Origin of the sequence: Chryseobacterium sp. 3008163 (assembly GCF_003669035.1) — a bacterium.
Taxonomy (GTDB): domain Bacteria; phylum Bacteroidota; class Bacteroidia; order Flavobacteriales; family Weeksellaceae; genus Chryseobacterium.
The window spans coordinates 4,552,217-4,558,636 of the sequence record NZ_CP033070.1 but is presented as its reverse complement, the minus strand read 5'-3'; the positions used below and the strand labels follow the sequence as shown (position 1 = coordinate 4,558,636).

General features: G+C 34.4%; 7 protein-coding genes and 3 pseudogenes. 7 read left to right on the top strand and 3 right to left on the bottom strand.

Annotated elements, in window-relative coordinates:
* Positions 1 to 104 precede the first annotated feature (104 nt).
* A pseudogene (locus EAG08_RS21545) lies at positions 105 to 1,781 on the bottom strand (excinuclease ABC subunit A); the annotation flags it as partial.
* 390 nt (positions 1,782 to 2,171) lie between these two features.
* Here EAG08_RS21545 and EAG08_RS22500 point away from each other — a divergent pair.
* From EAG08_RS22500 to EAG08_RS22480, 6 genes are all read left to right on the top strand, one after another.
* On the top strand, positions 2,172 to 2,339 hold the full coding sequence (locus EAG08_RS22500) for a hypothetical protein (protein WP_228446682.1): 168 nt from the start codon (positions 2,172 to 2,174) through the stop codon (positions 2,337 to 2,339).
* Positions 2,309 to 2,488 carry a TonB-dependent receptor gene (locus EAG08_RS22830; protein ID WP_317126337.1) on the top strand — a complete coding sequence of 60 codons (180 nt, stop codon included), beginning with the start codon at positions 2,309 to 2,311 and terminating at the stop codon, positions 2,486 to 2,488. The genes EAG08_RS22500 and EAG08_RS22830 overlap by 31 nt, the downstream gene beginning before the upstream one ends.
* Complete coding sequence (locus EAG08_RS22495; RefSeq protein ID WP_262696772.1) at positions 2,485 to 3,087, top strand: TonB-dependent receptor; 603 nt, start codon at positions 2,485 to 2,487, stop codon at positions 3,085 to 3,087. Before EAG08_RS22830 ends, EAG08_RS22495 begins: the two co-directional genes overlap by 4 nt.
* 215 nt (positions 3,088 to 3,302) lie before the next feature.
* A complete protein-coding gene (locus EAG08_RS22490; protein ID WP_228446681.1) occupies positions 3,303 to 3,806 on the top strand; it encodes a TonB-dependent receptor in 504 nt (167 codons plus the stop codon).
* A 221-nt stretch (positions 3,807 to 4,027) separates the two neighbouring features.
* Positions 4,028 to 4,354: a DUF2490 domain-containing protein gene (locus EAG08_RS22485; protein WP_228446680.1), complete on the top strand. Its 327-nt coding sequence runs from the start codon at positions 4,028 to 4,030 to the stop codon at positions 4,352 to 4,354.
* A 175-nt stretch (positions 4,355 to 4,529) separates the two neighbouring features.
* Complete coding sequence (locus tag EAG08_RS22480; protein ID WP_228446679.1) at positions 4,530 to 4,670, top strand: DUF2490 domain-containing protein; 141 nt, start codon at positions 4,530 to 4,532, stop codon at positions 4,668 to 4,670.
* A 9-nt stretch (positions 4,671 to 4,679) separates the two neighbouring features.
* On the opposite strand, the pseudogene EAG08_RS21200 reads toward EAG08_RS22480, so the two are convergent.
* Positions 4,680 to 5,180: pseudogene (locus tag EAG08_RS21200) on the bottom strand (phosphohydrolase).
* Between the two features lie 136 nt (positions 5,181 to 5,316).
* A complete protein-coding gene (locus EAG08_RS21195; RefSeq protein WP_129537180.1) occupies positions 5,317 to 5,577 on the bottom strand; it encodes a hypothetical protein in 261 nt (86 codons plus the stop codon).
* Between the two features lie 199 nt (positions 5,578 to 5,776).
* Here EAG08_RS21195 and EAG08_RS23215 point away from each other — a divergent pair.
* A pseudogene (locus EAG08_RS23215) lies at positions 5,777 to 6,348 on the top strand (cation:proton antiporter).
* Positions 6,349 to 6,420 lie beyond the last annotated feature (72 nt).

The window sequence follows — 6,420 nt, the reverse complement described above, 5'->3', positions numbered from 1 at the left end:
GTTTTTCTGCGTTTCTCCGGAACTTTTATTTCTAATCTTCCTGTAAGATATTTTGAAGTCAGCGTATCTGCATCTTTCAATTCTTTATAATCTCCTGCGAAAACCAACTCACCACCCAAATATCCTGCTTCCGGACCAATATCGATGATGTAATCTGCGGCTCTCATCACATCTTCATCATGCTCTACAACGATTACGGTATTTCCTAAATCTCGAAGATTTTTAAAACTCCAATCAGATTTTCAGTATCACGAGAGTGTAAGCCGATTGAGGGCTCATCTAAAATATAAATAGAACCTACCAAAGAACTTCCCAAACTTGTAGCAAGGTTAATTCTCTGACTTTCCCCACCGGAAAGTGTATTTGATGTTCTGTTAATCGACAAATATCCTAAACCGACTTTCAGTAAAAACTCCAATCGGGTAGTGATTTCGTATAATAATCTCTTAGCAATATCTTTATCGTGCTGAGATAATTTCAAACTGTTGATCATCGGCGACAACTCATCTAAAGGAAGCTCAATCATTGACTGAATATTGTGTCCGTCAATTTTCACCCAGGTCGTTTCCTCACGCAAACGCAAACCTTCACAAGTTGGACAAAGCGTTTTTCCACGGTAACGGGATAACATGACACGGTATTGAATTTTATATAAATTTTCTTCAAGCATTGCGAAGAAATTATTCAGAGAAGGAAACGTTTTGCTTCCGTCACCTTTCCAAAGGTAATTTTCTGCTCTTTGGTTAATTGATGATAAGGCTTATGAATAGGAAGTCTTTCGCCTTTTTAATGAAATCTTTCTTCCATTCGCTCATCGTTTCACCTTTCCATGAAGCGATAGCATCTTCAAAAACAGACAAAGCTTTATTTGGAATGACTAAATCTTCATCAATACCAATTACTTTACCGTAACCTTCACAGGTCGGACAAGCACCATAAGGATTATTAAAACTGAAAAAATGAACGTTTGGTTCAAGGAATTCCAATCCGTCAAGCTCAAATTTGTTAGAGAACTCTTTACTTTCCGCTGTTTCAATGTTCTTTAATGAACAATATCCACGACCTTCGTAAAAAGCCATTTGGATGGAATCTGCCAAACGCTGAAGAAAGCTTTCATCATCTTCATATGAAAAACGGTCGATGACCAAATTGATCACCATTCCTTTTTCAGGCGCAAACCCGAAGCTTTCCAAATCTTCAATTCCGGCAACATTTCCGTTTACTTCCAATCTTGTGAAACCTGCAAGCTTTAAAATATTTAAATTTTCAGTGAAATTTTCAATATCATATTCCAACGGAGCGGTTAAGAGAAATGCGGTATCACTTTTTGCTGATTTTATGTAATCAATCACATCAGAAACCGAATCTTTTTTCACTTCATCGCCGGAAACAGGAGAAAAAGTTCTACCAATTCTTGCAAAAAGAAGCTTCATATAATCGTAAATTTCTGTAGAAGTTCCTACCGTAGAACGCGGATTTGAAGAAATCACTTTCTGCTGAATCGCAATCGAAGGTGCTAAACCTTTGATGTCATCAACTTTAGGTTTTTCTAACTTCCCTAAAAACTGACGGGCGTAAGAACTCAAACTTTCCACATAACGTCTTTGTCCCTCAGCATAAATCGTGTCAAAAGCCAAAGAAGATTTTCCGCTTCCGGAAACCCCTGTGATGACGATTAATTTATTTTTCGGAATTAATACATCGATGTGTTTCAGGTTGTTAAGGTGTGCATTTTTAACGAAAACCTGTTTTTTTATATCTATTTCTGTAATTGGAGCCATAGTAAAATTAAGACCAACAAAAATACGAAATTTTGACGGATTTAATTAAAATAAATCAACTGTAAAATAAGGATATTTCATGATGAAAATTTAAATTTTTGCTTCAAAAACATCTTATAAAATGATATTCTCTCAATATGACATTTTTAGAATTAATAACACTTTACTATTGTTTGATATATATTTTTATTGTAAAATTGCACCATTAATTAGTGTTAAAATGAGAGAATTTTTCAGACATTTGTATACACATTTAATGAGAAAAAGATAATTTACTTTTTAAAATTCCCTTTAAAGATGCATTGCGCATCTTTTTTCATGATATCTATCATTTGTTACTTAGATAAAGTCTCCTAATTTTGAAGGCTGCAAAATAAACTAAAAGTAAAAATGAACAAACAACTACTCGCAGTTTTTTTCCTGGCCGGGATATACAGTATCAACGCTCAGGAAAAAACAACCGAAATTGATTCAATAGAAATTCAGGGAAAATTCATTTCAACTCCATATAAAAATGCCAATCAAATATTTCTGTTATTACGAAAGCAGATATTTTAAATTCCCCGGCAACCAGCATCGACGAAATCCTGCAGCAGATCCCCGGAATGGATATCAGAAGGAGAGGAGCTAACGGAGTACAGAGTGACATCGGATTTCGAGGAAGTTCGTTTGAGCAGGTTCTTTGCTTCTCAACGGAATCAGAATGAATGATTCTCAGACCGGTCACAACTCGATGAACGTTCCGGTAGATTTGGAAGATGTTGAAAGAATTGAAATCATCAAAGGTCCTGCAGCAAGACGTTTCGGGCAGAATGCTTATGCTGGAGCCATCAATATCATCACGAAAGCCAACCCAGGAAAAAGAGTGAAAATAAGAGCTGAAGGTGGCGATTACGAAACATATGGACTTGGTTTGAATGCTAATTTTGGAAATGATAAGTTTTCAAATTTATTGCAGGCAAATTCAAATTCTTCGCAAGGCTACAGACACAATACAGATTTTGAAATGAAGAATGTTTTCTATCAGAATCAATTAAAAATAAAAGACGGAAGTATAAGATTACAAGCCGGTATTTCAGAGAAAAAATTCGGGGCAAACGGTTTTTATTCTTCACCCAATGCTACTGAACAATACGAAGAACTTCAGGCTTCTATCGTAAGTTTGTCTCATCAGCAAAGCTTTGGTAAGTTTAAATTAAACTCGAATGTATATTGGAGAAGAGGCAGGATATGTATCTTTTCAACAGAGAAAAGCCTGAGATTTACAGAAATATGCACATCGGAAACAATGTGGGTGGAGAAGTAAATTCAAGCTATACTTCAAATTTGGGAACCACCGGTTTGGGCGTTGAGTTGAGAAAAGAGTTTTTGGCTAGTAATAATTTAGGCCACAGAGAACGATTTTTTCTCAGGTTTTCTTTGAACATCATTTTTCGTTATTAGATAAAAAACTGAACATTACACCGGGAATTTCCTGGGCTAATTATTCTAACGAAGGAAACTTCTTTTATCCTGGATTAGATGTTGGATATTCTTTTTACGAGAGCAACAAAAATATACGGAAATATCTCAAAAGTACATCGTGTACCAACTTTCACAGACCTATATTATACCAGCAAAACAGAACAAGGAAATGAAAACTTGCTACCTGAAAGTGCAGTTTATGCAGAAATTGGGTATCAATATCAGAACAAAAATATCTTAGGAAAAGTAAGTGGTTTCTACAGAGGCTCATCAGATGCTATCGATTGGGTAAAAAACTCTTTACAAGATCCTATCTGGTATGCAAAGAATGTCGGTGATACAGAAATTAAAGGTATCGAAGCTGAATTGAGTCATCAGGTTTTTGATTGGATGAAATATACTGTGGGTTATACTTATTTAGATAATAAATTTAAAGAATTCAATGATAGTTTTTCCAGATATGTTCTTGATAATCTAAAACATCAATTCATATCAAAACTTCAATTTAAGATTCGTAAAAAAATCACAACTGAATTGCTTACAGATATACCGAAAGGGTAAATTTAGGAAGTTATAATACCTTAGATCAGAAAACGACTTTTACTGAGAAAAACTTTTCATGTTATATTCTCGTTAATAATATCACAGATTCTAAGTATACTGAAACTTTTGGCGTACCGATGCCTCAAAGATGGTTTCACCTTGGTTTCACTTACAATATTATATTAAGTAAACTTAACATTACGGCATGTTAAATCATTTACTTTTGCAAAAATTTTTGGATGAAACTTATTACAAGTCTTGGTTTTGTTTTGATGATGAGCTTTTTTAATGCTCAGGAACATATTTCTTCATTTAATGCATTGACTATAACGTATAAATTTCATCCAAAATTTTTCTTGTATGCAGAAGGACAATCAAGAGGGATCGAAGAATACACTTATCCTGATTATTACGAAATAAAAGGAGGTTTAGGATATAATTTGACCAAAAATCATAAACCGTTTGTCGGCTTAGGTCGATATGCAACCTATAAAGATCATGCAATTAATAAAGAAGAATTTCGTGTTTGGTTGCAGGATGTAATTGATATTAAAAAGGAGTTGTAAGTTTGAAAACAGATTTCGTGCGGAAAATCATGGTTTTATGAGCCGCAGACTGACAAAAGATCTGAAAGAATGCGTTACCGTTACCGTTTGAATATCTCAGTTCCTTTGAATGCGAAAAAAATTGCACCGGGAACTTTATTCGCTAATGTTATGATGAGATTTTATTGTAACACCCATGAAACCTGCATTTGCAAGAAATAGAGTATATGGTGGTTTGGGTTATCAGGTTGATGAAAATTTCGGTTTTCTGAGTGGTTACTTATGGCAGAGAGAATTTGAGGCAAAAGGAAATAAAACGTTCACTTCATTTATTTAGCCCTAAACATCAACATCGACGGAACAAAAAGCGAAGAAACAAAAACATATCATTTCCCGGGAGCAGATTAATATTTTCAGAAAGATAACGGTAAGCTTTAGATATTTGTTGAATCTGTGAATGTCTTTTGATGTCAATTCGCGGTTTACTCGGCGCAAATCCATATTATCACGAAGGTCATTTAACTTTACAGCAACAGCCAAAGGAGATCTTTCAGTTCTTTTTACAAGTCATCATAGATTTCATCGTCATCATATTTCGTAAGACAGCTGATTGCGTAAAGAATATACTCCGGAAAACCTTCATCTCTTAAATAGGCAAGGCTGAAATCTTCAGGATTATCTTCTACAACGTCATGTAAAACTCCTACAATTTTCTCATCCATCGTTTTTCCGTATTCCATCACACGCATTACGTGGGCGATGTACGGAGCGTGGTATTTGTCTTTCTGACCTTATGTGCTTTATCAGCAATTTTTATGGCTTTATGTAGCAGTTCTTCTTTTGTCATCTTGTAAAAATAGAGTACAAAAATATAAAACAGCCTTTATAAATTCTATCTTTTTCTCATAATTTTAGAATATGTTATCAACAATCAATTGGTTTCAAAAATTACTTTGTTGCCAGTTTTTTAGTTTTAAAAGAATCTAATGAATTAAGAATTTAAATTGGGTATTGCTTTTTACCGTAGCTTTCAAACTTGAATAAATTTCAGGATTTTCTGGTTTAGCAACAGGCATTTTATACAATTTTACCAAAGTGCTGTCGATAGAAGTTGGTTCAGTTTCAGTAATAATTGGTGAATTGAATTTGTGAAGATCCAAACTGTCTCTTCTTAATGGCTCAAGAGTGGTCTGGGCAGAAAATATGCCTGAAACCAATAAGAATAAACCGAAAATAATTTTCATAAAAATTTGTTTGATTTAAAATTATAAAAATATTTTAATTTCAAATGAATTTATAATATGAAAATTATTTGCTGTAAAATAAAGAATAATTAGTTTGCGAATAAATGATGAAACCGTATTGCTTCCATTACTATTTCTATTAAAGTGGTCAACCGTCAATTCATCTGAAATACTTTGATTAATCAAAATTTAAAGATTTATGCACCATAATTTACTTCTTATTCTTTTTCTTCTTTTTGCAGTAATGATGCTCGTTTTGCTGGCAAAAAAATTAAAAGTTGCTTATCCTATATTTTTAGTGATTGCAGGTTTAGCGATTAGTTTTATTCCGGGAATTCCTGTTCTGAAGCTTGATCCGGATATTATTTTCCTTCTTTTTCTGCCGCCACTTTTGTATGAGGCAGCATGGTATACTTCATGGACAGATTTTGGAAATGGAAAAGACCGATTACACTTTTGGCTTTCGGGCTCGTGTTTTTCACGTCTCTGGTTGTTGCGTATATTTCATCATCCATGATTCCCGGATTTACCTTGGCACTCGGATTTTTATTAGGCGGAATCGTTTCTCCACCCGATGCTGTAGCAGCTGCAACCGTAATGAAAGGTTTAAAAATTCCAAAAAGATTATTGACCATTTTGGAAGGTGAAAGTTTAGTGAATGATGCTGCTTCTTTGATTGTCTTCCGTTTCGCTCTAGCTGCGGTTCTTACAGGAACATTTTCTATGCAACAGGCAACGGGACAGTTCTTTCTTGTTGCAGGAATGGAGTAGTGGTAGGAATAATTGGTGGGAATGTTATGTATGCAATTCACCGCTTTTACCCACGAATCCTGCTATTGATGC

Excerpts from the sequence above, each read along its gene's own strand:
- EAG08_RS22490 (WP_228446681.1), top strand. The coding sequence starts at position 3,303 with ATGTTGGATATTCTTTTTACGAGAGCAACAAAAATATACGGAAATATC.
- EAG08_RS22480 (WP_228446679.1), top strand. The coding sequence starts at position 4,530 with ATGAAACCTGCATTTGCAAGAAATAGAGTATATGGTGGTTTGGGTTAT.
- EAG08_RS22495 (WP_262696772.1), top strand. The coding sequence starts at position 2,485 with ATGAATGATTCTCAGACCGGTCACAACTCGATGAACGTTCCGGTAGAT.
- EAG08_RS22500 (WP_228446682.1), top strand. The coding sequence starts at position 2,172 with ATGAACAAACAACTACTCGCAGTTTTTTTCCTGGCCGGGATATACAGT.
- EAG08_RS21195 (WP_129537180.1), bottom strand. The coding sequence starts at position 5,577 with ATGAAAATTATTTTCGGTTTATTCTTATTGGTTTCAGGCATATTTTCT.
- EAG08_RS22485 (WP_228446680.1), top strand. The coding sequence starts at position 4,028 with ATGAAACTTATTACAAGTCTTGGTTTTGTTTTGATGATGAGCTTTTTT.